Origin of the sequence: Mucilaginibacter sp. SMC90 (genome assembly GCF_022811725.1) — a bacterium.
Classification (GTDB): domain Bacteria; phylum Bacteroidota; class Bacteroidia; order Sphingobacteriales; family Sphingobacteriaceae; genus Mucilaginibacter.
In genome coordinates this window covers 5,845,617-5,869,907 of sequence record NZ_CP094527.1, presented here as the reverse complement: position 1 = coordinate 5,869,907, position 24,291 = coordinate 5,845,617, and the positions used below count along the sequence as shown (strand labels likewise).

Below are 24,291 nucleotides of genomic sequence, written 5' to 3'. Positions count from 1 at the left end.
TTTCTTATGGAAGATTGGATAAAGGAAGCTATTGCGTTTTGGGATGAATGCGAGGTGAAAATGAACCCACCCGCAACTGATGCTGATTTCGAGAAAGCTGAAACTATTCTAAGTTTTAGCTTTCCTGATGATTTTAAAGCGCTTTATGCTGTTGTAAACGGATTTGACGGTTATGAATGGCAGGAATATATGTTTTCTTTTTGGTCGCTCGATAGGATTATAAAAGAGTTTGTGGAAAGCGGGAATAAGAATATTATAGGTTTTTGCGATTTTTTAATCATGAGCCATGTTATTGGCTTTAATAGAAATGCGGTAGGCATTTTTAAAGACTATTCCACCGACTATCACATTGACGAACCTATAGCTCTGACTTTTATGGAAGCGATAGCCATGATAAACAGCAGTTCACGTGAAATATATTAAATGTGAACTTTGAGGCACTATGAATATTGGACTTGATACGAAAAATTCCCCATTTAGAGGGATAGGGGCCGAAGCTCTAAAGACCTTCCTCGACGCCAAAGTTGCCCAATATAATCGCCCTGAATTTATTGAGAACGATCCGGTGACCATCCCGCATATGTTTAGCAGGATGCAGGATATTGAGATCATGGGGTTCTGGGCTGCTACTTTAGCCTGGGGACAACGGGTTACCATCATCAAGAAATGTAAGGAACTCATCACCTTAATGGATGGTGCTCCTTATGATTTCATTATCAACCATGAAGAACCCGATCTTAAAAAACTGTTAAAGTTTAAACACCGCACCTTTAACGATGTGGATACACTTTATTTCATAGCTTTCTTCAGGCAGCATTACGAAAAGTTTGAATCGTTGGAGGACGCATTTGTGCCACCCGGCCCCCTAAAGGGGGAGGGAAAAGAGACAGCAGTTGAGGTAGCACTCAATTACTTTCGTTCATACTTCTTTTCTTTGCCCGATTTTCCTCATCGTACAAAAAAACACGTATCGTCGCCGTCGCAAAAATCAACCTGCAAGCGCCTGAATATGTTTTTACGCTGGATGGTGCGGCATGACGATAATGGTGTTGACTTCGGCATCTGGAACCGCATTAAACCTGCCGACCTGATCTGCCCGCTTGATTTGCATGTAGACAGGGTATCGCGTAAACTCAATCTCATCAACCGTAAACAAACCGACTGGCAAACTGCCGTCGAACTAACTGAAAGGCTCCGCGAGTTTGACCCGAAGGATCCTGTTAAATATGATTTTGCCTTGTTTGGCTTAGGAATTGAAGAACGGTGGGGCGTGCAGTTTTAATTTAAATTTATTTGCTCAATAACACTATGCCTGGTTTAGGCGTTTCAACAAGTTCTGTACGTACTAATGTGCCGCTATTGAAATAATAGTAATGGTATGACAGCGGCTTCATTTGAGCGTCTGCCGAAGCCACCCGTCTGTAAACCGTATGTTGCGAGGTTTCTTCAACCAACTCGATGTTATACTTTTCTGAGTTTTTAAATTCACTTTCACTCATTCCAATGGTATAGTGTTTTACACTGCAACCTGCAAGGATCAGCAAAATGGACAGCGTTATAAGTACGTTTTTTAAGGCAGACATGTGATTAAGTTTATTTTTAGTAATGCAGGTATGACTCTCACTAAAAACAAAGGTTTATCTATGATCTACTATTTTTTATTATTATGCCTCTTCCTTAAAATAAACTTTATAATAGTTCATTGCCCGGCCATCGTCAAAGCCTTTCTCAATCAGTTCTTTATCACCATGAATGTAGATGTGAAAGTTTTTATCAAGCTTTAAAACGCTTTTATAAACACGGGCTTGCTTTTTTACAGCATTTTCTGAAATGATGAAATTATCAGCGATAGGACTGTCAAACTCTTCCTCGTACTGGTTTTTAAAGTTTTTGAACGATTCGATAGCCTGCTCGTTGCCAATCACTTCGTTCGAGAACTCTTCCATATCAAAAGTTTCCTTCTCCTTAAAATACTTCATAGAGCGGTTGAGCAAGTCGATTTTATCGGCTTTACTCATCTCAAATTCCTCGTCGATTTTTTCGGTAATAAAGTTTTTGTAGATGCCGAGCGTATTGTTGGTTTGGTTAAAGCTGTCGTTACGAATTTTTAACTGCAGAAAATCATCCTTCCAGAACCGGGCAGCTTCTTGTCCGTTGTTGGTTTTATCAACCACTACTACCTTGTAACCGTTTTCTTTTTCGATGTTAAAAATCAGTACGCCTTTATCCAGTTTGTTGATGTTGATGGCGTCCTGCTCGTAATCAACCTGGAAACCACCTTTATCAGGATACACTTTTAAATAAGTTTCCTTATTTTCTGATTTGAATATACCGATTGCATCCAGCGGGTTGCCTTCAATTTGTACTTTATTGAAGTAAACCACGTAAAGCTCGCCGCCTTTGATGTTCGGGTGATTGGTAACCTTATACAAATGTTTCGCTATTTTCTCAGATGCCTCATGAAATTTAGTATTGTCATCAAATACCTGTGTAGCAAAGTGATGCAGTTCGTTCAATTCCAGATCGCCGCTACTGTGCATCAGGTGGTAAACCTCATTCGCTTTTTCAAAGGGCTTCAGAAAATACTGCATAAGCAGGTTGGGGATGACCTCATCCTTCAGTTCCAGCGGTTGTTCCGAAAGGGCATACATCTCTTCTTGAGATTGGTTACCAACATGATGCACCGAAATGGTTTCGAGCGAGGCTTCAAAAAAAGTTATCATAATTGCCTGCGAAGGTACGTTTTTTAGTCATTAGGTCATTTGCTCGCGCGTCATTAAGTCATTGAAAAGTAGTTCATCGCCGGGCCGCTCATTGTTCCTGTTATTTTATTTTACTTTTGCCCTGAGATCATTTTGCGAACAGTTGGCTATACTAATTACCAAATGACTCAATGACCCAATGAATGATTCAAATGACAGATAATACCGATACCATAGTAGCCCTTGCCACACCGAACGGAGTGGGTGCCATAGCTGTGATCCGCCTTTCGGGGCCAGATGCTATAACTATTGCGAACAGCGTTTTTAAAGGGAAAGACCTGAGTAAACAGGCATCGCACACAATCCATTTTGGCAGCATTGCCGATGGCGAGTTGGTTTTGGATGAGGTGCTGGTATCGCTGTTTGTTGGTCCGCGGTCATACACCCGCGAAAACGTGGTGGAGATCTCTTGTCATGCTTCGGGATATATTATTGAAAGTATCATCAAGCTGTTCATCAAAAAAGGCGCACGCTCAGCCAAACCCGGCGAGTTTACACTAAGAGCATTCCTGAATGGCCAGCTCGACCTGAGCCAGGCCGAAGCCGTTGCCGACCTGATCGCTTCAAACTCTAAAGCGTCGCAACAGGTGGCCTTACAACAGCTTCGCGGAGGCTTCAGCACCCAGCTACAAGCTTTGCGTGAGCAATTGGTAAATTTTGCATCGCTTATTGAACTGGAACTTGATTTTGCCGAAGAGGATGTAGAGTTTGCCAACCGCGATCAACTGAAAAAACTGATCCATGAGATCACTAAAATTGTAGGCAGGCTTATCAATTCATTTGAGTTGGGAAACGCCATTAAAAACGGTGTAAATACAGTAATAGCCGGTCGGCCAAATGCAGGTAAATCAACCTTGCTGAATGCGCTGCTAAATGAGGAACGTGCCATAGTAAGCCATATCCCCGGTACTACAAGGGATACGATAGAAGAAGTACTGAACATACAGGGCATTAATTTCAGGCTGATAGATACCGCCGGGATTCGCGAAGCGACCGATGCCATTGAACAGATAGGGGTACAGCGTACCATGGAGAAGATTAGCCAGTCGGCCCTATTGGTTTATGTTTTTGATGCGGCAGAAATTACCATTGAAGAACTAAATAAAGACATAGAAAGCCTGCAAAAACCTGGGATTACCATGCTTGTGGTAGCGAATAAAGCCGATCTGCTTAGTCCTGAACAGTTATCAGCCTTACCTCATACCGACAGGGCGATCATTATTTCGGCCAAAGAAAAACGACATATTGATGAGCTTAAACACAAAATCTACTCGTCGGCAGTAAAAGACCAGCTCAGCGGTGATGAAACGCTGGTAACCAATATCCGTCACCTTGAAGCCCTGCAAAAAACTGAAGAAGCGCTGGTAAGGGTGTTGGGTGGTATTGATGGCAGTATCACTTCAGATTTCCTTTCGATGGATATTAAACAGGGGCTTCATTACCTTGGTGAGATAACTGGAGTTGTTACTACTGATGATTTGTTGGAGAATATATTTAGTAAGTTTTGTATCGGCAAATGACACATATTTAAGCCCGCAAAGTATTACATGATAAAACATAGTAAACCGCTTTAAATCAGCATTTAAAGCGGTTTTTTATTTGCATTGCTATTCGTTTATTTCGCGTTGTTTTGTTTATTTTTGTACCTCAGTTGTACCTCAATTTGAAATTTGTACCTCGCCATATTTTAAAGGGGAGATAACGTGTCTTATTTAAACTTATTTAATCTTAAATTGGTTTATTTGTAACTATAGAGGGTAGAGAAGATGGTTTCAAACATTAGGATTCAACGGTTTTTCAGTATTGCGGAAAAGACTTTGGGGCGAAAACAACACTGAGTGGATATTCCGGAACTGTTGATCAATGCGTTCCGGACAAGAGTTTATGGAGTGCCGTTACATTTTGACGATACGATCTACCTGAACCAGATATTTAAAATTTCATTTCATCAACACAACTTATTGGTCAGATGGGGGCGGAACAACATGGTCAAGCATGCCGGAATATCCGACAAGCAAGGTAAACCTAATTGGAAGCCTGTAATTGAAGCTGATTCGGTGAAGGCTGTTAGTTTGTCGCAATGAGACCGAAGCCCAGGAGCTTGAATACATTGAATGCCCAATTCGCCGGGTTCAGTATAAAAACAGCAGGTAACCATGTAGGGTAAATAAATTTCAGGATTATAATTTCCGGCCGCGGGATTATGTTTATTTTTATCTGCTTGTTTTACCCATATATTTATTATTAACTTTAGCGTGAATATTTACGTTACCGCTGATGAGTTTTGTACGCTTGGTAAATGAGAAAGAGCTAATGAAAAACCTGCAAAGTGGGGACGAAAAGGCTTTTGAAAAACTTTACAGGCATTATATCGATCCAATCTTCCGGAAAATTCATTATCTGACCAAATCGGCTGAGATCGCAGAAGAACTCGCGCAAGATGTTTTTTTGAAGATCTGGGAACGCAGAGCATTTATTGATCACAATAAATCTTTTGGTGCATTTGTGCATATCATCGCCCAAAACTTAATTACTGATCTGTACCGCAGGTTGGCGCATGACAAGGCTCTCCGCGAGCAACTGATCAATTCAGTTACCGAGATATATGATCCAATATCATCTGAGGTCGATCGCCAATTAGTTTATCAGGCGCTTGAGTCTTTGCCTGCGCAACGCAAAAAGGTCATGGCGATGGTTAAAATCGAGGGCCGGTCTTATGAGGAAGTAAGTAGCCTGCTCGGTGTATCAACTTCAACCATACGTGATCACGTTGTTAAAGGCACCAAAAGCCTCAAAGCTTATTTCATGGAAAATGAGTTGACATTGATGCTCATTGCCGCGGCTCTGATCGCCAGATCACTAAAAGGCTGAGTTATTAAAAAAAAATTATCAGGCGAGCAGACCTAATTGCCTTTTCAACCGTACTCTTCAAAAAACCTAACTAAATTGGGAGCAAGAGACAACCTCAACAAGCTGTACGAGCGATTTTTACGTAATGAAAGTAAACCTGAAGATATCCGTCGGTTGATGGAACTATTCGGCACGGCCGACGATCAGACGCTACAGGAACTTGTGCGTAAGCAATTAAATGATCCATTTGCTACTGCCCCTTATAATACCGGAAATAACGAACGGTATGACCGTGTTTTTAACAATCTGAAACAGCAGATAGAACCTGCCAAGCCAACAAGAACTCTTTGGGTTAAAATTTCTGTAGCTGCGAGTGTGGTTTTACTTCTGGGAGCATGGAGCTACTATTTCCTCCGCAACTCCATGCCTCGTCCTGTTATCGCTGAACACAGAATACATAACGATGTAAAGCCCGGTGGAAATAAAGCGTATTTGATTTTATCAGACGGGCAAAGTATCGCATTAGCGGGACAACGTTCAGGCCTTATCGGCAAAGATGCTGGAAACAGTATTGTAAAAACGGCTGACGGACAATTAAAATATGTTAAAAGGCATAATAATCATATTGATAAAGAAATTCCTCTTAATACATTGCAGACACCTGTAGGCGGCTATTATAAAGTGGTTTTAGCTGATGGGACAAAAGTATGGCTCAATGCGGCATCGCAGTTAAGATATCCCGCAGACTTCAGAAATATGAAGCAACGTAAGGTTGAACTGAAGGGTGAAGCTTATTTTGAAGTAGCTAAAGATTCTGCTCATCCCTTTATAGTGCAAACCGATGACCAACAGATCAGCGTATTAGGAACACACTTTAACGTAAATGCTTATCATGACGATGGCGGTAGTAAAACAACCTTATTGGAGGGCAGTATACGCGCCGCCGGGAAAAATGCTCAGGCAATCATTAAGCCCGGACAACAAGTTATTAGCAGCAGTACCGGCAAATTAAATATTGATGAGGTTGATACCGAACTGGTGGTAGCATGGAAGAATGACCAGTTCATGTTTGAAAGTGAGCCTGTCAGGCCACTAATGAAAGCGGTGGCCCGGTGGTATGACGTTGAGGTTATATTCGGCGCAGATGTTCCGGATGTACGCTTCAACGGTGCTATTTCAAAGTTCGAAAATATATCAGCAGTACTGAAAATATTGGAGTCTACCGGAAAGATCCATTTTGAGGTGAACGGCCGAAAAGTTTATGTCACGAAATAATTTAACCATTATAAGCAACCAATTTAAACCTACAAAAGATGAAGAAAGCATTACAATAGACCCGTCTTGACAACGAAACAGGGTCCGATCAGATCGGACCCTGGATGCCGTTTGGCGCAATTTACTTAATTCAACTGTTTAACCGCAACTGCCTTCGCCTGGAAAGTAAGGGCATGTTGCATCACCAAACAAAACAAATGTATAGAATTTATACCATTCAAACCGGTATAACCGGGAGGTTATTACCCAAACTATGGCTAATTATGAGACTTACAATCATCATCATGATTGTTTCTTTAGTGCAGGTGAGCGCCAATTCATTAGCACAGAGGATAACCATAAATAAAACAAATAAAAACCTGATCAGTATACTTCGGGACGTGCGAAAGCAAACGGGGTACAATTTTGTAATTACTGATGACCAGGCAGAAAAAAGTAAGCCGGTTACTTTGAGTGTATCTCAGGAAGAGTTACTTCAGGTGCTGGATGAGCTGTTCAGATCGCAGCCGCTCAGTTATAAAATTGATAACAAGACCATTGTTATATCAGATAAAAACACAGCTGCTACCAGTATTGTACAATCTGCGGCACCAATTGCTGTTGAGGTACGGGGTATCGTGGTCGATGAAAAGCAGATGCCCATGCCAGGTGTAACTGTTAGGCATAAAGAAAGCGGAATGGCTGTTTCAACCAACGTAAAAGGGGAGTATCAGATCAAACTACCAAATGCAACCGGAACACTGGTGTTTTCTTTTTTAGGGTATCAAACGCAGGAAGTTTCTGTAAATAACCAAACCAAAATAGATGTTAAGCTTAACCCGGCAGCAAGTAGCCTTAACGAGGTGGTAGTTATTGGATATGGTAGCACTAAAAAAGAGGCCGATCTTACTGGCGCGGTGGCGCATATCAACGGTAGTAAGATCCAAAGCCGCCCGGTTACAGGAGCTTTAGACGGTTTGCAAGGCTTGATCCCCGGGGTGGGCATTACGCGTTCGAGCGGTCAGCCGGGGCAGCAGGGCTTTGCACTCACCATCCGTGGGGCATCATCCATTAATGGTAATGTTCCGCTGGTTTTGATTGATGGTATTCCCAGCGATCTTAACCTGATCAACCCCGAGGATATTCAAGACATAACGGTGCTGAAGGATGCAACCGCAGCCATATATGGCGCACGTGCTGCCGATGGTGTAATCCTGGTTACTACCAAAAGGGGCAAAAGATCAAGCTCGCCTGATGTAAGCTATGGATTTAACTTAGCTATGAAACAGGTTGGTTTGAGAAAAAAAGCTGCTACCACTGATCATTTTGTCCGGATGTTTAACGAGGCGAATAAAAATGACGGTGAAAAGCAGACATTCTCTGATTCGACCCTGATGAAGATCGCAGCCAATGACCCGGGCGTGGGGCCAGGTGAGAACCGGAGTGTGGAATCATTCCCGATGTTTTACCAAAACCATGATTGGTACGGCAGGTTATTTAAAACCGCATACCGCCCAACGCACAACTTCAGTGTAGCCGGTGGTGGCGAAAACTCTTCTTACCTGGTGTCTTTTGGCGACATGCGCGACAACGGTAATATCTCGGAAGGAACCAATACATCTGTTCGGGATAATCTGCGCATCGCGTTGCAGACTAACCTAACCGACAAACTGAAGTTAGAACTGACAACGGCTTATGATTATCTGAACACCCGTACACCTTCAGAGTTAAATGATGCTATAAGTAACGGTTTGAAGATGTTTTCTTATCTGCCCGAAAAAAATCCGGCTGGCAATTACTATGGCTACCAGGGTTATGAAAACCCGGTACAGGAATTAATTAAAGGTGGTGATGAAACAACAACAAACAACCGTTGGAGTAACAACGTGAAGCTGGATTATGAACCGATAAAGGGTTTGGTGTGGACAGGCCAGGTTGGTATAAACCTGGAACGTTATGATGATGAAGCTACCTACCCAACCAATACAGAGTATAATTGGGATAATACACCAAACCTGCTGGTACGTAACAATCCAAACAGGGCAACCTTCAGGAATTCCAGCACGGTTTACAAAAATTACAGTACCTATGTCAATTATTCCAAAACATTTGGCAAACACGAGATCAAAGCTATGGTGGGTGCTTCGCAAGAAAAATTTACTCAAGATGCGAAGTTTATCCAGGGCCAGGATTTTTTCAGCAATGAGATTTTTACCCTGCCTTTGTCTGATAGCAAAAATCTGCGGGCCGGTGATGCAAGTGATTGGAATCGTGATCCCTGGGCCTTGCGGTCTTATTTCGGGCGTGCCAGCTATGCTTTTGCAGGCAGGTATTACTTAGAAGGCACACTGCGTAAAGATGGTAGCTCCAAGTTCGCTCCCGATAAGCGTTGGAGCGCGATTTATCCAAGTGTATCCGCCGCATGGAAAATCTCGGAAGAGTCATTCTTTAAGAAACTTTTTACCGATAATACCTTCAACCTTTTAAAAGTTCGCGCGTCATGGGGCAGAACAGGTAATCAGGATATTGCACAGTTAGGATTATTTGATTATGTACAGTTGATCAATGTTTTTGGTCAGTATCCTATTGATGGGTCAACAGCTTCCAGATTGGCTGCGCTTAAGGGCCTTTCTTCGCCGCTGCGTACCTGGGAAACTATAGAAACAAAGAACCTGGGTTTAGATGTTTCATTGTTTGCATCAAAACTGTCCTTGTCATTTGATTTGTACAGAAAAACTAACAATAACATGTTGGTAAGCATTACTTACCCTACAACCTTGGGGGCAGCAGCTCCTACATCAAATGCGGGAACGCTTAAGGGTAAAGGTTGGGAATTTAATGGCCAGTGGACTGACAAGATTGGTGCTGTGCGATATAATGTAGGCGCGATCTTAAATTACAACACTAACGTTGTTTCCGACTTGAAAGGAAATGATTCCTATAATTTAGGTTTAACACAGGCCAGGCAGGGCTACCCGCTTGACTCGTATTTTGGGTTCAAGGGCACCCTGATCAGAAACCAGGCCGACCTGAATAATTATGCTTCAAAATACGCCGGAAAAGGTATTGTGCCTTCTGCACAACCAAATGGTTATGGCGGTTTAGGCATAGGCGATGTTATGTACCAGGACATTGATGGCGATGGCCAGATCACCACTTACGGCGATAAGTCAAAGGGGCTTAGCGGTGATGCGGTATACCTGGGTTCCCAGATACCTAAATTAACCTACAGCTTAACAGGCGGCTTCGCTTATAAAGGTTTCGACATGAGCTTTATTATGCAGGGAACAGGTAACAAATATGTGTGGAGAGGCAACGGAAACTTCGGCGTGCCTCTGGCTCACTTCTGGTTCCAGCCGCTTGATTATTTTTACGGCAGAACCTTTACTCCTGAGAACCCATCGGCCGAGTACCCGCGTCTTTCTAATAACGAAACTGTGAAGAATAATAATTATCAGTTCTCCTCCCTGTGGCTTGAAAACACCCGTTATCTGAGAATGAAGAATATCACCCTTGGCTATACTTTCAGCAACATTCAGGTTGCACGGCTTAAGCTACGTAGTATCAGGCTTTACCTGAGCGGCCAGGATTTGTTTGAGTTTGCTAAAGGAACGCGGAATGGCATGTATGATCCTGAAGAAACCCGGGTACCAACAATTACAGATGATGCGAATAACACGGATTACTATGAGAACAACTACCCAATGTACCGCACATTTTCTATAGGCGTAAATGTTAAATTTTAAAATCTCGCAGCAATGAAAACACTTAAAATTTCCAGCATAATTTTTCTGGCCATCATGGCTACGGGTTGTAAAAAGTTCTTGGATCTTCAACCACAATCCAATATCTCAGATATTACCTATTGGCAAACTGCCAATGATTACCGTTTGGCGGCAAACTGGTTTTATAATTCTCCGTTGGATGATCCTAATTACTCAGGTTCATACATGAATGATAATAATTCGGATATCGCGTTCGGAACGGAGGTTAATACCATCAGTTCGGGCAAATATGTAGCACCAGAGCAGGACGACAACTGGGACAAGAGCTATGAGGCTATTCGGAATGCAAATAAATTGATAGCTGAAGGAACCACTTCTTCTATCAAAAACGATATTAAGCCTTTTCTTGGCGAAGGATATTTCTATCGTGCTTATTACTACTTTCGCCTGTTAGACCTGTACGGAGGGGTTCCTATCATTGATAGGGTGTTACAGCCTACCGATCCCCTGGTATTTAGTGCTCGCGCTACCCGTGATGAGCTACTAAACTTTATAGTGAGCGATCTGAACAATGCAATAACCAACCTGCCGGTGAAGGCCGGTGCAGAGAAAGGCCGGATCTGCAAAGAGGCGGCACAAGCCTTTAAAGCGCGGGTGTGCCTTTTTGAAGGTACTTGGAGAAAATTTCATTCTACCGGTGATGGAAGCACCTTGCTGGATCAGGCTATTACAGAATCAAAAAATGTGATCAACAGCAACGCTTATGCACTAAACAAAGCCAAGAGCGACTCAAGCTACCGGTTGATGTTTATTGATAACTCCAGCATGGATAACCCGGAGACGATCATATCAAAAAAGTATCGTACAACTATTAACGTGAATGGCTGGGCTTACGGCGTATCCTGGGGTAACCTTAATCCCACAAAAGCTGTTGCAGACCTGTATCTCTGTAAAGATGGTTTACCTATTGATAAATCACCGCTGTTTAAGGGGTATGATTCAGCCCGTACAGAGTTCCGTGGCAGGGATCCCCGGATGGCCCAATCTTTGATTTTACCGGCTATAAAAATTATCCGTCCGCAATACGATAAATATCGTCCTCAGTGGCCCGGGGTAGATAATAACCGTAATGTGAACTCAGGTTATATGCTGTATAAGTTTATATCTGAGGAGCCTACCCCTGGTGATGGCGGTGGAGCTTTCGATTGGAATATTATCCGCTATGCAGAAGTACTGGCAATTTATGCCGAGGCAACCTATGAACGTAATGGATCAATTTCTGATGCAGATCTTAACCTGTCTATAAATTTATTACGGGATCGGGTTAACATGCCGCACCTCACCAATGCCCTGGTAATTGCTAATGGCCTGAATATGCAGACGGAGATCCGCCGGGAAAGAACGGTGGAGTTAGCGTTCGAAGGTTTTCGCTGGGATGACCTGCGCAGATGGAAAACAGCAGAAACGGTACTGCCAAAATCTGTGTTAAGTGTGAAAGTCACCGGCTCAGAGTGGTCAAAACAAGTCATTACATTGGATGGCGCAAGCTATAATAGTTATTTTTATAACACGCCGGCCGCGCAGTTAGAGAATGGATATAAGGTGTTGCAACCAAGCTCACAACGAGCCTTTGATGTAAACAAAAACTATCTGCTGCCAATACCAACCAAGCAGATATCATTAAATCCAGACAAGCTTAAACAAAATCCTGGCTGGTAAATTATATTACTCTGTCCTATACTCCAATAATATAGGACAGATATTTACTCTATTTTCTATATAATTAATGGGGTTTCGGTTGAGAAGATCTCCCGGAACCCCTTATTGATTAGCATAATGCAAGGCTGGTTTTGAAGAAACAAACCTGGAGCTGCCGGCGGTAAATACAACGCCAATTAAAATTTTAAATAAATCAAATATGAACAGACGGTCGTTTGTAAAGAATACATGTTTAACGGGCGCAGGGTTATTAGCCGGGGCGCATGTGCTTAACGCTATGCCCCTGGGCATGCTGGTGCCAAACCAACTTATGGGCGGGCGATTTGTTACCCTCTGCATTATGATCCGGACTACACCCTGGGAAGTGTCCAGAGATGTAAAATTACATCCTCGCGATGAAGAAAAATGGCATACCCTGGAGGGAGTTAAAAACTTACGTGAAGCGTTTGGGACAAATAATCCGGAAGGCCGTTTAACATGGGGCTTTACATTAAATGCACTTGAGGATAAGCGTAATAATTATGTACAGATCAGGGAGTATGCTGCTCAATGCCAGGCTAAATATGGAGATGAGGTAACTGTATTTCCGGGATATTTTCCGGCAATGTATCTTCCGCCAGAGCGCATCAATAAAGAGTTGTCTGGGGCCTTACAGATCATTTCAAATTTTGTTGGACGCGGCTATAAGCCGCAATCCGTGATTGGGGGGTTTTTACCGGCAGAGTCATTAAAATACCTGGCTGAAAAGGAAAATATACATGTAGCCCAGGCGGTGATATGGAGTCAGCACAATATTGACGGAGGTGGAGCGGATGGTTCGCTGTCATATCCTTATTTTCCATCTACGGAACATTTTTGCAAACCGGGCCAGAATAAAACAGATATTATTGATTGTGTGAACCTGGATGGTTGGTCAATGGATTTTATCTGTGCACGGCAAAGTGGACAAACCGGCCATGAAATAACTGGTTATAACAGCCGGCGCGGTGTAGGGCCGATAGAGACTTATAAGGGTTGGGGGCTGGAACTGGGGAACATGGAGGTGATGCACACCCAGTCGATACATTTTGACAGGGGATTCCAACTCAATGGCTTTGGATGGGTACCCAATATATGGGAGGCACAGTTAGTGTATGAATTTGGAATGGATTTTATCTGCAGCGCCATGAAAAAATGGGTGACTGATACGCTAAAGCGATGGCCAGATACTAAGTGGGTAAGTTTTGGAGAGTTTGGAAATATATGGCGTAACCATTATAAAAACAATGATGATTACAACTACAAGTTCGTTGAGCGGGGTTGCGGATTGGGAGATTCATATAATAATCTTGAAATCAGGTGGTTTATGAATAAGTCCTTCAGGCTGGCATTACTACGCGACTGGCATCATAAAACGCCGGAAATGGTGATTGATTTTACACGGTATGATTTGCCTGCGCATGAGCCGGTGGGGGCGCGACCAGATAAGCCGGTAAAGGACTGGAGCCTGATCAACCGCATCAACCAGAAGGGGCTGCGGCCGCAGGATAAGCCGGTATTGTTGAACGAACTAACAGACGCTGAGCAAGAACTGATTTACAAATATTGCCCTGAGCTTAAGGTTTAGCTATGGTTTCCTCATCAATGTAGATTCAGAAAATTTAACTACCACCTTTGTGCGTGCATACTTCCGGGATAAAAGTATGCACGACAATGGTATATGTATCAATTTAAATTACATATACTATACGGAAGAATCATAGTCAAATTGCTTTTTGAAAGCGACCGAAAAGTTTGACAAACTTTCAAAATCCAGATCAAGATAAAATGCCTATGGCAACAAAAAGACAACGGCAGTTTGCGCGCCGATCTGGTACAATTGCTGACCATTTATCAAAATGTTTGCAATGAAATCGGCGCAGATATCCTTCGTTAATTTGATAGTGTTTTTTTATATTCTCACTTTGGAAACTATTTCAAATCTTTTGTTACTGATTTGTACCTTGAATCATGTACTTATCCAATAGTCAATAATGCAGTGCTTTGTATCGGTAAGTAATTTATATAATTAATTTATTTTTAATAAGTTACAAACTTGAAACGGGGAATGAAAATCATTATTTTAATTCTTAATCAAAGCTGCTAATAAATGCGTTTTTGAGATGGAAACTTAAGGAGAACTGCAGGAAATGCAATTAATGACATTTGCAGATAGTGGTTTGGCAGGCGAGAAAAAAATAAGCCTTCTGTGGGTACAGAAGGCTTACGGGGCGGGACTAATCTCGGGCCGCCTGATAGGTTTTTTGACAACGCATTAATCTTTATATTCTAATTGCTTTTTCAATACCACATCGTTAGCTGCTTTAGCAATCATCACATCAAATGTGCCGGGTTCGGTAACCAATTTCATCTTACGGTTCCAGATGGCGATATCCCTGGCATTAATGGTAAAGCTAACCGTTTTGGTTTCTCCCGGTACGATAGCTATTTTATTGAACCTTTTTAACGCCACAACCGGGGTACTTACTGAATTTACCTTATTGCCCAGGTACAGCTGCACAACTTCTTTACCTGCTACTTTCCCGGTATTTTTTACATCTACAGAAACAGTTACCTGTTCATTTTTACTAAACGTCATTTTTGATACCTTAAGGTTGCTGTAATCAAACGTAGTATAACTTAAGCCAAAGCCAAAGGCAAACAGCGGATCAGGAGATGAAAATACATAATCACGACCTGGCTTTTCAATAGTTCCCGCATCACGGTTGTTTCCTCTTGATGAGTTTACATAGTTGTAAAATACAGGAATGTGGCCGGTTGATTGCGGCACGCTCATGTTAAGCCTTCCTGATGGGTTTACTTTACCAAACAAAATATTGGCTATGGCCGTGCCCCCTTTTTCGCCGGGATACCAGGCCTCTAAAATGGCAGGTATGTTTTCTTTTTCCCAGCCGATGCTCCATGGGCGGCCATTTTCTAATATAAGGATAACCGGTTTGCCGGTTTTATAAAGCGCCTGTAACAACTCACGCTGAACACCTTGCGGGCTAATATCCGTAACATCATATCCTTCGCCACAGGTAAAAGGGTCTTTCGGCTCATTGCCCGGTGCCTGGCCATTCCAACCCACACCCTGAAAAACAACGCTTGTAGTTCCTAATACTACCACTACAGCGTCACTTTCATTCGCGGTTTTTACCGCTTCGTCAAAGCCGCTTCTGTCAAGGCCGGTAAGCTCACATCCTTTGGCGTAGTTCACTTTAACGCTATTGCCTACAAATTGCTTTATGCCTTCCAATACATTTACACCTGATAGGTTATCCCTGGTAAAGCTATAATCGCCATATTGAACCTTATTTGCGTTTGGGCCGATAACCGCAATTGATTTCAGCTTGCTAATGTTCAGCGGCAACAGGTTATCGTTGTTTTTTAATAGCACGATAGATTCTTCGGCTATTTGCTGCGAAAGTTTGATATGGTCAGCTGTATGTACCCTGTCCTTTATGCGCGAAGTATCGGCCAAAGGTTTTTCAAATAATCCGGCTTTGAACTTAAGCGTTAGGATGCGGGCTACGGCGGTATCTATTTGAGATTCTTTGACCTTCCCTGCTTTAATAAGCTCAATTAAGTGAGGATATATATCAGGGCGGGCCGCTTCCAAATCAACACCGGCAGTTATACCCAAAATAGCAGCATCCGCCTTGGTTTTAGCTATTTTATGAAAATCATACAGTTGGCTTAGGCCTCCGTAATCAGAAAATACATAGCCTTTAAAGCCCCATTCTGTCCTTAATACCTGTTTTAATAAAAACTCGTTGCTATGGGCGGGAACGCCGTCTATTTCATTGTACGATGGCATAATGGCAGCTATGTTCGCATCCTGCACAACATCACGAAAAGGGGCCAGGAACATGGTGCGCAGCTCGCGTTCGCCTATTTCGGCAGGGGCTATATTAATGCCTGCAATAGGTTTGCTGTACGCCGCGAAGTGCTTGCCGGTACACATCACTTTGTCAAATGCAAATCCGGCGCGGGTTTGTGAAGGATTGCCCTGCATACCCCTTACAAATGCAGAACCGAGTTGCCCCACCAAATAAGGATCTTCGGCAAAACATTCTTCCACCCTGCCATAACGGGCATCCCTGATAAGGTCAAACAGTGGCGATAATGCCTGGTCAACACCGGATGTGGATGCTTCATAAGCAATGGCCTGTCCCATCTTTTCTATCAATTCGGGGTTCCAGGTGCTTCCTTGTGCTATAGCTTGCGGGAAAGTGGTTGCACCTGCGGCAAGCTGCCCATGCAAACATTCGCCTATTTGTATAGGAGGGATGCCCAACCGTGTTTGCTCGAGGCTGTATTTTTTAGCAGCAGCCGATTTCAACGCAACATCCCTTACATTGGTAAATGGGCTTTCCAAGACCCCATAGGCAATTTTACTGTTCTTAGCTTCGGTAAGCGACGACATACTCATCTGGCCCACTTTTTCTTCGAGGGTCATTCGTTTTAACAGGTCGGCCACACGTTTTTGCACGGGTGCGTTAGGGTCTTTGTAAAGCTGGGCATTTGCTGTTATGGCAAGCGCGAGGCTAAACACAGATAGGATGAAAGATTTACGATTGAACATTTGATTTTAAATTTAGAAACCACTGATGTAATAGCTTACACCAGTGGTCAATCACGGTTGTATGATTATTGGCCTAATAATTAGGATTTTGCTTAATATTCGGGTTCCTGTCAATCACAGGTTGCGGTACTGGGTTCAGGTTCATTTTTGATGTGAACACATGCGGGTGTCCCAATAAAACAGGTTCATACTTCCATACACCTTTATTATCGGCCGGCGATGTATTGGTGATTTTCATTCCGTGCCTGTCAACATTAAGAACATCAACACCGATGCCCCAGCGAACGATATCGTAATACCTTTTGTTTTCCCAGCATAGTTCAACCCTGCGTTCATTACGGATAACGCTACGCATTTGAGCCTGGCTTAAATTCTGGCCGCCATATGTAGCCTCAAGTGTCGGCAAATTAGACCTCGTTCTTATCTTGTTAAGCGCGGAATAAACATCTGCATTAGGTCCGGTGGCCTCATTCTGTGCTTCCGCGTAATTCAGCAATATCTCAGCGTAACGAAAGTACACATAGTTGATTCCGTTGCTGCTACCGCCTGATGGTACAATATCCGGGTTAAGGCGCTTTTTGAAATAATATGCCGTGTTAGATACATCTGATGAGCCAAAGTCGATCTCATTGAGTGATGGGTGAACTTTATCAATCCTGGTGTAAATGGTATCAGTTTTACTCATCCAATTTTGCTTGTACGGTGCTCCATCATATACTATCCAATCATAAAAGCGCTTTTCACGATGTAAATATGGATGTTGAGGGTCATAGCCTGATTTCGGATCGCTGATAGGCAAACCATTATCCATTTTGAACTGATCAACCAGTTCTTGTGTAGGGTCGTAATTTCCCCAGGTATAATATTGCCCTAATATGTAAACAGGTCCACCGAAAAGATTATATGCACTGCCCGTAGTGTTGGCTACTGCTTGTTTATCAAATATAACTTCGGAGTTGTATTCGTTAGATTCCTTCCAAAACGTTGTCATGTCCGGAAATAAAGAATAAGTTCCGCCCAGATCATCAATAAACTTTTTATTGGTTGCTGCGGCTTTAGCGTAGCGGGCTACATCTGAACTGCCAAAGCTGAAAAACTTATTAGGATCAGATCCTATCACCGGCGATCCGGTATTGAAAGAGGGGCTTGCTGCATATAACTCGATCCAGCCTTTTAAGGCCAATGCGGCACCTATTGTAGCGCGGCCTGCATCACTTTCTCCAGAATTGTATTTTTTTGCCAGGTAATTATTGGTCACTACCGAATCGAGCTGGGCATCGATAAAATTAAACGTATCACCAAAAGTGCTCCTTGATTTAAACAGATCGGCCTGACTGTCCTTATTTCTGTCTTGCGGCACAGTTATTATAGGCAAGCCGCCAACGTGCATCCATAAATAGCTGTAAAAAAATGCCCGGAGAAAACGAACTTCGTCAATCCTTTTGTTCCTGTAAGCCTGCGAGAGGTTTCCAGCATGCGCATTTACTTCCTGGATAAAAGTATTGCACTTTCTGATCTTGGAGTAAACGGCCTCCCACTCCTCGTAATTTGATGCACCACCATCGTTTTCCTGCGGAGTACCGTCTTCAACACCAGGTCCGATGATGCCTTGTCTCCAGCGCCATGATTTCCAGTATGGGCCACCATCATTATCGTCTGTGTAGCTATCCAGCGGGTCAGGGGTATCACCCTGATCATTGATCTGACCATAAATATCATTTAAAAACAGATCGGCAGTGGTTTCACTGCTCCAGGCAACATCACCGGTGATAGAATCCTTCGGCGTATTATCAAGATACTTTTTACAGGCCGCTATGGGGAGCACCATTACAGCTAATAAAAGCCAGCTGTAGTAGCTATTATATTTATTAAATTTTTTCATGACTTTAATTCGCTGTTGTTAAAAAGTTACGTTTAGTCCAAAAATGAACGTCTTTTGAAGCGGATAAGCTTCTTCACGGTTGGTGTAGCCGGTTTCAGGATCCATAAACTTGAGCGGGCTCATGGTAAATACATTTTGTCCTGAAAAATAAAAACGCAGGCTTTGAATGTTTACCTTTTTGGTAATGGAAGAGGGTATGGTGTAACCGATTACAGCTGTCTTCAAACGTAGAAAGCTGGTATTAGCCATCCATATAGAAGATGAAAAATCACCAAAACCATCGCCGCCTATCGGATTAGTTGTATTGTTGGTGTTTTTTGAAGCATATGCTTTTGGATATTTGGCATCCTGGTGGTCAGGTGTCCAGCGGTTATCAAAATACTCATAGGAGGTATTTGTATTATTGATCCGGAAAGGAACTGTTTGATATCCCTGTATGTTCAGGCTTGAGTTAGCCGCCCCCTGGAAAAATAAGGTAAGGTCAAAGCCCTTCCATGAAGCATTCAGGTTTAAACCATAAGTTATCTCCGGAGTTGTCGGATATCCAACTACGGTTTCATCATTATCATCAATTTTTCCATCTCCATTTAAGTCGGCATATTTCACATCACCCGGGTGAATAGCTCCAAATTGGGTAACGTTGTAGCCATCCTTGCTATCAATTACGCCGTCGCCATTTTTATCATCAGATGTTTTAAACAGGCCCAGTGCCTTGTATCCAAACGGGGTACCATACTCGCGTCCGGTTCGGCTGCGGTTTGGGTTGTTCCGGGTAACATCATTTTCAAAGTCCTGTATGAGCTTGTTTCGGGCAAAGCTGAAGTTACCGGCTACCCCCAATTGCAAACCGTTACTGAATTTGTTATTGGTACCCAATACCAATTCAAACCCATGATTGCTCATCACCCCTGCGTTTACCTGCGGCAGACCTAAGCCATATTCAACAGGAACAACACTTGTTGGGTTTACCAGCATATCCGATCTTTTTTCATAAAAGTAATCGGCTTCAAAGGTTAATTTACCGTGCCAAAGGGAGCCGTCCAACCCTACATCTGTTTTGTTTGATTTTTCCCAGGTAATTTGAGGGTTAGCCTCTAAAGGTATATATGCACCCTGTCCAAGGTTCCCTGTTCCAAAGGCATAAGCGTTACCATATAAATTATACTTGGTAAGATATTGATAAAAATCAGTTTGACTTGGAAGGTTCCCGGATTTACCAAAGGAGCCCCTTAACTTCAGATTATCAATAAAGGAAAGATTATCTTTAATAAATGATTCTTCAGATAGTCGCCATCCTGCCGAAAATGCCGGGAAGAAAGCCCACCTGTGGCCAGGTGCAAAATCATAATATCCATCGTAACGGCCGGTAGCCTCCAGCATGTATTTACCTTTATAAGCATAATCTAACCGGTAAACATAGCCCAACTGGCTGCTGCTTGCCGAAGATCCACCGTTATTAAACTGTGTCCGGTCTGATGTGCCCAGGCTCAGTTCATCCACATCAACGCTAAAACCCCTTCTTGAGGCGCTAATATTACTGGCGTTGGCATTACGGGCTTCGGCAACTAATAAGCCAGTTATTTCATTATTACCAAAGGTGTTGTGGTAATTCAAATAACCCTGATAAGTGAAATTCTGATTTTTACCATCATATTGCGATAGCGAGGTAACACCATCGCCTAATTGCGTTTTGGTATAAGTGGCGGGCGTTACACTACCGTCATATATGTAATAATAACTGGGCAGTGTCCATTTTTTATCGGTTTCGGTACTTGGATCATAACTGAACACACCTTTAATGCTCAAGCCTTTTACAAATGGTAACTGCTGTTCAATTGCCAGGGAGTTTAGGGCAGTGTGTTTGTTTATTTTGTAATAACTACCGCTTCGCTGATCGGCCGCGGGCGAATAACCACCCGATTGCCCCCAAAGGCCATTGCTATAGAAAATAGCGGCTGTAGGGATGTAGGAGATCTGGGAGTTGAAGCTGGCTGGTCCTGCGCCGGTTGGCGGACTACCTATCTGGTTAGCCAAAACCTGATTTTGAGGAACCTGATTTTGCTCAATAGAGTTATTTAAGGAAAGCGTGATCTTAGTAGTTGATGTAGCTTTAACATCAATCCTGGCGTTATAATTATAGCGATTGTATGCTAATGGATCGTAAACACCATCCTGTCTGAAAAAATTCAGCCCCATGTAGTACTGTAACCTATCGGTACCACCTGATAATTGCAGGTTATAATTTTGTTGGGGCTTGTTTAATTGTGTCAGTTCGCGCTGCGCGTTGCTGTTGGGATATTTATCCGGATTTTGAGCATGCAGGTTATCATAATTATTGATCAGATCGGTAGCAAATTCCGGCGAGAGCCCTGAGTTTACGTCACCCTCATTTTTTAGGGTCATGTAGTCCCTGGCATTCAGCATATTTGTAGGAAATGTGGGGCGCTGAATTCCATAATAGGCGCCTAACGATAAGGTAGGGGCACCCGCTTTACCTTGTTTGGTAGTGATCAGTATTACACCATTGGCACCGGCCAAACCATAAGGAGCTACTGCAGCCGCGTCTTTCAGTATGGAAACAGATTCTATCTGGCTCTGATCAATTTGATCGATATTAGCACGTACGATACCATCAATCACAATAAGTGCGCCGCTATTGCCGATGGTTCCTATTCCCCGCACATGTATATCCGGGTTATCCTGACCAGGCCCGCCGCCGTTAGGACGGGCAGAAATACCCGCAACACGACCTGCCAATGATGAGGTAATATTGGGCACCGGCGCTTTAGCCAGTTCGGTACCTTTAACTGCCGAAACCGCCGAAGTTAGCGATGTTTTAAGCTGTGTTCCATAACCCACAACTACGATCTCGCCTAAGTTTAGGTTTGCCACTGCCAACTGTACATTGACCACGGTATTTGTCCCGGGTATAATCTCCGTAGTTTGAAAACCAACAAAACTAAAAACAAGGGGTGTTTTGGGATCATTAACGGTGATTTTATAGTCTCCATTGACATCAGTAACCGAGGCCGTATTGGTGCCTTTAACTAAAACGGTAACGCCTGGAAGGGGCTGTTTTTTTTCATCAACCACTTTGCCGGTAATAGTTATGGGCTGCCTGTCTGTTATAACAATCGGCGTCGGCTTATTTCTAATAACAATTACGTTATTGGTAATAGTGTAGCTCAGTGGTTTATCCTTTAAGCAGGTATTGAGTGCGTCTTCAATGGTTACGTTTTTAAGGTTCAAATCGGCATTGCCGGCACCGTTCATCATTTCTTCTGTATAAAGAACTTTGAAGGGTGTTTGGGTCTGTATTATTTGTAAAAATTTCTCAACTGATATGTTTCCTTTATAGGTTATACGCTGTCCATAACTGGCTTCAGAAACCTGTAAAAAAGCGGTAATTAATAAAATGAGCGTGAGCTTCATTACAAGCAAAATTTTAGGAAAACAGGCAAAACGCCGCTCCCCTGTTTGAAAATAAAATTTCATACATTTGAATGTTTTGGGTTTAAATCTGACTTAATAATTGGTAGTTCGGTTATATGGCGGTTTATATCCCCAGGGCATTGCCGGGAAGCGTTGGTAGCGCTTTCTGGCTTTTTTATGGATACGCCGCCGGTAAGTAAAATTTACGGCATGGCGGTTATTCTCCTTTCTGTAATTTTAAAGTGTACTAATCCGGTTAATTCTAAGTATTTTAAAACCTCGGTGATTTGCTCTGAGCGCGGTATTGTGCCTACAAAAGTGGCATTGGTCACCTTACCCGAGTAAGCAACATCAACATCATACCAGCGCGCTATTTTTCGCATAATGCTCTCCAGTTTTTCGTGCGAGAAGTTAAAATTGCCGTTTTTCCATTCAACCGCTTCATTTACATTCACATTGGCTACGGTAATATCCTGGTTTACTTTTGCCTGCTGGCCCGGAACTATCATTTGCTCAACGTTACCTTTTTTGATTTTTACCGCGCCCTCCAGCAAAGTTGTTGCGGTAGCAGCCTCGTCCTTATATCCCATTATATCGAAATGGGTGCCCAGTACCTCAACCTCCATGTTGTTGATATCAACAGTAAAAGGGTGTGCTTTATCTTTAGCTACTTCAAAATAGCCCTCGCCTGTTAGCGTAACTAACCGCCGTGTGCCCGTAAAATGTGCCGGAAACCGAAGGGAGGATTCGGCGTTGAGCCAAACTTTGCTGCCATCTGGCAATTGAATTTGATATTGGCCACCACGAGGTGTGGTGATGGTGTTATAGGCAACCTCATTACCTGTTTGATTTACCGCCGAAGCATCATAAACAAGCTGGCCATTTTTTTTCTTGATTACCTGCACGCTGTTTTGGCTGGCCAGCATACCATTATGGGCCGAATCGAGGGTGATAGTATTGCCATTGCTTAGTGTAAGTATGGCCTTATTGCCCCCTGGGACTATTTTTGCCGACCGGGCAATTGGGGCTGATGCCATGGATGGCCTTGTTTCGTTAAAATAATAGTAGAATAAGCATACGCCCACCAACAAGGAGGCAGCTATTGAAATACGCATTACAAAAGGCGACAGCATTACCTTCCGCTCTTGCCGATCAACTTCCTGAACAGGGGGGGCTATTTCATCAAGCTTGCTTTCGATAAGGTTAACAAGGTTGCTATTTTCGGGATAATGAGCATCCGGCTGGTTTTGAAAATACCAGCTATACTTTTCCAAAACCTCGTCAACCTCGTCTTCCGGAGCTATTTTAAGCCACTCTGTAAACATGAGATGATCGCTTTCGTCGAGTTCTTGGTTTTTTAGTTTTTCGAAAAAATATTCGGGTATAGATTGGCTCATATATCCTTTAGACGAACAACTTCGCTTAAAGGACCCCTTGAGATAAAAATTTATGAATAAATAATTAAATAAAGTGCCAATACAGCTATCTCGCTGTGTTTAGACAGATACTTACGCACAAAATTAACACCAGCATATAACTGTTTTTTTACTACAGACTTGGATATCTTTAGTTTCATGGCTATCTCATCGAGCGAAAGGCCATCATTAAGGCGTAACTCAAATATTTTCCTTCTTTTTTCAGGTAATAAATTGATTGCCTGCCGGGCAATCTGATAATATTCGTTATATACTAAGTGGTTTTCTGTGTAGTTTTCTCCCGCTGGTGTGTGCAATTCAATCACATCCATTACCCGGCTTTCAACCTTTAAACGACGTATGTAATCCAATAAAAGGTTTTTTGCTGATTGGTACAGATAGGTCTTTATAAATTTTATCCTGGGCAGGCTTTCGCGGTTTTCCCAAACCTTTAAAAAGAGTTCCTGTACAATTTCCTCGCTGGTTTCTTTAGAATAGGTAATGCTGAAAACATACTTGTAAACATTTCCCAGGTGAGCTGCATAAAATTGCGCAAATGCTTTCCTGTCGCCTTGTGCGATGAGGTCAATTAATTCAGGTTCACAAAACAGGGCTTTCATCAAACTAAAACAAGAAATTAATCCTT

Annotated in this window: 15 protein-coding genes; 8 read left to right on the top strand and 7 right to left on the bottom strand. The window is 42.8% G+C overall.

Annotated features, from left to right (window positions below; translation table 11 throughout):
* The first annotated feature begins 6 nt into the window (after positions 1–6).
* Entirely contained in the window at positions 7–423 is a 417-nt protein-coding gene (locus tag MTO98_RS24200) for an SMI1/KNR4 family protein (protein WP_243481557.1), read from the top strand.
* A 19-nt stretch (positions 424–442) separates the two neighbouring features.
* A complete protein-coding gene (locus MTO98_RS24195; protein ID WP_243481556.1) occupies positions 443–1,282 on the top strand; it encodes a TIGR02757 family protein in 840 nt (279 codons plus the stop codon).
* A gap of 7 nt (positions 1,283–1,289) precedes the next feature.
* Here MTO98_RS24195 and MTO98_RS24190 read toward each other — a convergent pair whose 3' ends face one another.
* Positions 1,290–1,583, bottom strand: coding sequence for a hypothetical protein (locus MTO98_RS24190; RefSeq protein WP_243481555.1), 294 nt, complete (start codon positions 1,581–1,583; stop codon positions 1,290–1,292).
* An 81-nt stretch (positions 1,584–1,664) separates the two neighbouring features.
* The gene (locus tag MTO98_RS24185) at positions 1,665–2,723 is read right to left on the bottom strand and encodes a nucleoid-associated protein (protein WP_243481554.1); all 1,059 of its coding nucleotides are present in this window, start codon (positions 2,721–2,723) and stop codon (positions 1,665–1,667) included.
* Between the two features lie 191 nt (positions 2,724–2,914).
* On the opposite strand from MTO98_RS24185, the gene mnmE reads away from it, so the two are divergent.
* From mnmE to MTO98_RS24155, 6 genes are all read left to right on the top strand, one after another.
* A complete protein-coding gene (gene mnmE / locus MTO98_RS24180) occupies positions 2,915–4,282 on the top strand; it encodes a tRNA uridine-5-carboxymethylaminomethyl(34) synthesis GTPase MnmE (RefSeq protein WP_243481553.1) in 1,368 nt (455 codons plus the stop codon).
* A gap of 793 nt (positions 4,283–5,075) precedes the next feature.
* Positions 5,076–5,633, top strand: a complete 558-nt coding sequence (locus MTO98_RS24175) for an RNA polymerase sigma factor (RefSeq protein WP_243481552.1) — start codon at positions 5,076–5,078, stop codon at positions 5,631–5,633.
* A 75-nt stretch (positions 5,634–5,708) separates the two neighbouring features.
* Positions 5,709–6,887, top strand: coding sequence for a FecR family protein (locus tag MTO98_RS24170; RefSeq protein WP_243481551.1), 1,179 nt, complete (start codon positions 5,709–5,711; stop codon positions 6,885–6,887).
* A 284-nt stretch (positions 6,888–7,171) separates the two neighbouring features.
* On the top strand, positions 7,172–10,612 hold the full coding sequence (locus tag MTO98_RS24165; protein WP_243481550.1) for a TonB-dependent receptor: 3,441 nt from the start codon (positions 7,172–7,174) through the stop codon (positions 10,610–10,612).
* A 12-nt stretch (positions 10,613–10,624) separates the two neighbouring features.
* Complete coding sequence (locus MTO98_RS24160; RefSeq protein WP_243481549.1) at positions 10,625–12,310, top strand: RagB/SusD family nutrient uptake outer membrane protein; 1,686 nt, start codon at positions 10,625–10,627, stop codon at positions 12,308–12,310.
* A gap of 199 nt (positions 12,311–12,509) precedes the next feature.
* Positions 12,510–13,916 (top strand): DUF3863 domain-containing protein, encoded by a 1,407-nt coding sequence (locus MTO98_RS24155; protein WP_243481548.1) that lies wholly within the window; start codon positions 12,510–12,512, stop codon positions 13,914–13,916.
* A 687-nt stretch (positions 13,917–14,603) separates the two neighbouring features.
* On the opposite strand, the gene MTO98_RS24150 is transcribed toward MTO98_RS24155, so the two are convergent.
* From MTO98_RS24150 to MTO98_RS24130, 5 genes are all read right to left on the bottom strand, one after another.
* Positions 14,604–16,916, bottom strand: a complete 2,313-nt coding sequence (locus MTO98_RS24150; RefSeq protein ID WP_243481547.1) for a glycoside hydrolase family 3 N-terminal domain-containing protein — start codon at positions 16,914–16,916, stop codon at positions 14,604–14,606.
* Between the two features lie 73 nt (positions 16,917–16,989).
* Entirely contained in the window at positions 16,990–18,798 is a 1,809-nt protein-coding gene (locus tag MTO98_RS24145; RefSeq protein WP_243481546.1) for a RagB/SusD family nutrient uptake outer membrane protein, read from the bottom strand.
* A gap of 18 nt (positions 18,799–18,816) precedes the next feature.
* Positions 18,817–22,230, bottom strand: coding sequence for a TonB-dependent receptor (locus MTO98_RS24140; protein WP_243481545.1), 3,414 nt, complete (start codon positions 22,228–22,230; stop codon positions 18,817–18,819).
* A gap of 203 nt (positions 22,231–22,433) precedes the next feature.
* On the bottom strand, positions 22,434–23,627 hold the full coding sequence (locus MTO98_RS24135; protein WP_243481544.1) for a FecR family protein: 1,194 nt from the start codon (positions 23,625–23,627) through the stop codon (positions 22,434–22,436).
* A 50-nt stretch (positions 23,628–23,677) separates the two neighbouring features.
* Positions 23,678–24,265, bottom strand: a complete 588-nt coding sequence (locus tag MTO98_RS24130; protein ID WP_243481543.1) for an RNA polymerase sigma factor — start codon at positions 24,263–24,265, stop codon at positions 23,678–23,680.
* Positions 24,266–24,291 lie beyond the last annotated feature (26 nt).

What these genes read in the sequence shown, in the direction of transcription:
- MTO98_RS24200 (WP_243481557.1), top strand. Translation starts at nt 7, where the DNA reads ATGGAAGATTGGATAAAGGAAGCTATTGCGTTTTGGGATGAATGCGAG.
- MTO98_RS24195 (WP_243481556.1), top strand. Translation starts at nt 443, where the DNA reads ATGAATATTGGACTTGATACGAAAAATTCCCCATTTAGAGGGATAGGG.
- MTO98_RS24190 (WP_243481555.1), bottom strand. Translation starts at nt 1,583, where the DNA reads ATGTCTGCCTTAAAAAACGTACTTATAACGCTGTCCATTTTGCTGATC.
- MTO98_RS24185 (WP_243481554.1), bottom strand. Translation starts at nt 2,723, where the DNA reads ATGATAACTTTTTTTGAAGCCTCGCTCGAAACCATTTCGGTGCATCAT.
- mnmE (WP_243481553.1), top strand. Translation starts at nt 2,915, where the DNA reads ATGACAGATAATACCGATACCATAGTAGCCCTTGCCACACCGAACGGA.
- MTO98_RS24175 (WP_243481552.1), top strand. Translation starts at nt 5,076, where the DNA reads ATGAAAAACCTGCAAAGTGGGGACGAAAAGGCTTTTGAAAAACTTTAC.
- MTO98_RS24165 (WP_243481550.1), top strand. Translation starts at nt 7,172, where the DNA reads ATGATTGTTTCTTTAGTGCAGGTGAGCGCCAATTCATTAGCACAGAGG.
- MTO98_RS24160 (WP_243481549.1), top strand. Translation starts at nt 10,625, where the DNA reads ATGAAAACACTTAAAATTTCCAGCATAATTTTTCTGGCCATCATGGCT.
- MTO98_RS24155 (WP_243481548.1), top strand. Translation starts at nt 12,510, where the DNA reads ATGAACAGACGGTCGTTTGTAAAGAATACATGTTTAACGGGCGCAGGG.
- MTO98_RS24150 (WP_243481547.1), bottom strand. Translation starts at nt 16,916, where the DNA reads ATGTTCAATCGTAAATCTTTCATCCTATCTGTGTTTAGCCTCGCGCTT.
- MTO98_RS24145 (WP_243481546.1), bottom strand. Translation starts at nt 18,798, where the DNA reads ATGAAAAAATTTAATAAATATAATAGCTACTACAGCTGGCTTTTATTA.
- MTO98_RS24140 (WP_243481545.1), bottom strand. Translation starts at nt 22,230, where the DNA reads ATGAAGCTCACGCTCATTTTATTAATTACCGCTTTTTTACAGGTTTCT.
- MTO98_RS24135 (WP_243481544.1), bottom strand. Translation starts at nt 23,627, where the DNA reads ATGAGCCAATCTATACCCGAATATTTTTTCGAAAAACTAAAAAACCAA.
- MTO98_RS24130 (WP_243481543.1), bottom strand. Translation starts at nt 24,265, where the DNA reads ATGAAAGCCCTGTTTTGTGAACCTGAATTAATTGACCTCATCGCACAA.